3 protein-coding genes are annotated in these 2,131 nt (G+C 65.6%); 2 read left to right on the top strand and 1 reads right to left on the bottom strand.

Annotated elements, in window-relative coordinates:
• Positions 1 to 144, top strand: a 144-nt coding sequence (locus tag BKD30_RS04545; protein WP_143588065.1) for a transposase, incomplete at its 5' end; no start/stop codon positions are given.
• Positions 144 to 803, top strand: a complete 660-nt coding sequence (locus BKD30_RS04540) for an AAA family ATPase (protein WP_083956018.1) — start codon at positions 144 to 146, stop codon at positions 801 to 803. The genes BKD30_RS04545 and BKD30_RS04540, both read left to right, overlap by 1 nt.
• Before the next feature lie 222 nt (positions 804 to 1,025).
• Here BKD30_RS04540 and BKD30_RS04535 read toward each other — a convergent pair whose 3' ends face one another.
• Positions 1,026 to 2,033 carry a DDE-type integrase/transposase/recombinase gene (locus BKD30_RS04535; protein ID WP_076702656.1) on the bottom strand — a complete coding sequence of 336 codons (1,008 nt, stop codon included), beginning with the start codon at positions 2,031 to 2,033 and terminating at the stop codon, positions 1,026 to 1,028.
• Positions 2,034 to 2,131 lie beyond the last annotated feature (98 nt).

Genomic DNA, 2,131 nt, shown 5'->3' with positions numbered 1-2,131 from the left:
TCCAACGGCCCGACCGAGGCCATCAACGGCCGGCTCGAACACCTCCGCGGCTCAGCCCTCGGCTTCCGCAACCTCACCAACTACATCGCCCGCAGCCTGCTCGAAACCGGCGGATTCAGACCCCAGCTACACCGTGGATTGTGATGAGCCACATAACAGACTGGCGGTCCCGCGATGCAGAGGAAGAGGCCAAGCACTTCTCACTCGCCAACAAGAACCGTGCCGTTTTCTACACCCCGGAAGTACTCTGCCGCCCCAGGGAACTCATGGCAGAGATCCACCGCTCCCAGGTCCGGATCGCCTCATGCATTGATGGCCACCTCCACCGCAACGATCCAACAACCCCTCGCCTCATGAACGGCATCACAAAGCTGGTCGAACTGCTCATCATCGACGAAGCCGAACGCCTCACCCCAACAGCTTTGGAACTCCTCCGCGACAACCATGACCGGACTCGACTCGGGATCATCCTCATCGGCATGCCAGGCATCGACCAACGATTCCGCCACTACCCGCAGCTCTACAGCCGTCTCGGATTTTCCCACCGCTACCGCCCCCTCGGCCGCGACGAGCTCCTGTTCGTCCTCGACCGCCACTGGAAAAGAATCGGCCGATCACTCGACCCCGACGACTTCACCGACGCCCAGGCAATCGCCGCGATCGAGCGAATCACCCGCGGCAACTTCCGGCTGCTCGAACGGCTCTTCCCCCAAATCACCCGTGTGCTGAAGATCAACCAACTCGAAACCATCACCGACGATGTCATCGAAGCAGCCGCCAGCACCCTCGTCATCGGCAACTAACGACAAAGAGCTCCAACAAAACACCGCCAAAGAGCGCCGAACTCCACAACTCCGCAGTAGCGAGCCACGATCGTCTGTAGCGAAACCCTGTGTCGGATTCTATGGTTCGATACTGTCCACCTCGCGCGGGTTTCGCTACAGTCAGCGGTATGGGACACCTCATGGGGTACGCGCGGGTGTCGGCGTAGCGGTATTTGTCAAGGCGGGTGAGGCCGGTGGGTGTTAGGCGGCGAGTTGTAGCTCGTCGGCTGGTGGTGGGTTGATCCAGGCGGCGGGGTCGCGGTCGAGGATCTTGGGTCGGGTCGTGCTGGTGAACCGTTCGGGGTGGGCGCGTCGGGCTGCGTCCAGGGCGGCGTCGCGGTCGTGGTCGATCCTGTCGGCGAGGCCGTAGTGGACGTCCGCGGGGGTGTGCATGCCGATGCCGGTGTGCCGGTGGTGGTTGTAGGCGTGTGCGAACTCGTCCAGGAACTGGCGGGCGTGGGCCAGGGAGGTGAACCGGTCGGGGAACTCGGGCAGGTACTTCATCGTCTTGAACAGCGCCTCCGAGTAGGGGTTGTCGTTGGACACGCGCGGACGCGAGCGGGAGCGGACCACGCCCAGGTCGGCCAGGAGAGTTCTGACGGTCTTGGAGGTCATCGACGGGCCCCCGTCGGAGTGGACGACCTGCGGGGTTCCGTGCACACCGAACGCGGAAGTCATCATCTCCGTGGCCAGGGCCCCGTCCTCGGTGGCGTGGACGACGGCGCCGACGATGTAGCGGGAGAAGATGTCGATCATCACGTACGCGTCGTAGTAGACGCCGCGGGCCGGCCCTGGCAGTTTCGTGATGTCCCACGAGTAGACCTGCCGTGGCGCGGTGGCGATCAGTTCGGGGACCTTCCGGGCCGGGTGGGTGGCCAGCCGCCGGCGTTCGCGGACCTGGGCGTTCTCGCGCAGCACCCGGTACATCGTGGCGACCGAGGCCACGTACTGGCCGCGTTCGAGCAGAATCGCGTAGACCTGCAGCGGCGGCTTGTCCACGAACTCCTCGCTGTTGAGCACCATCAGCACCCGTGCCCGCTCGGCGTTCGTGAGCTTGTTCGCCGGGGCCGGACGCGGCCGCGCGGGCTCCGGGTCCGGCCCGGTGGCACGGGCAGCGGCCCGGACGGCGGTCGCCCGCGGCACCCCGGTCAGGGCAGCGGCCTGCCGGGTCGGGGTGCCCGAGCCGGTCAGCTCGGCGTAGGCGTTCATGAGCGCTTCCTGCGCGGCTTGTCGGTATCCGCGCTCTCGGAGATCTGCTCCAAGAGCGCGTGTGCTTTTCCCATGATCTCCAGCGCGGTGCGCGCCAT

Origin of the sequence: Tersicoccus phoenicis (assembly GCF_001968835.1) — a bacterium.
Classification (GTDB): domain Bacteria; phylum Actinomycetota; class Actinomycetes; order Actinomycetales; family Micrococcaceae; genus Tersicoccus; species Tersicoccus phoenicis.
The sequence above is the reverse complement of the archived record's forward strand: the minus strand, read 5'-3'. Positions and strand labels throughout refer to the sequence as shown.

Excerpts from the sequence above, each read along its gene's own strand:
- BKD30_RS04540 (WP_083956018.1), top strand. The coding sequence starts at position 144 with ATGAGCCACATAACAGACTGGCGGTCCCGCGATGCAGAGGAAGAGGCC.
- BKD30_RS04535 (WP_076702656.1), bottom strand. The coding sequence starts at position 2,033 with ATGAACGCCTACGCCGAGCTGACCGGCTCGGGCACCCCGACCCGGCAG.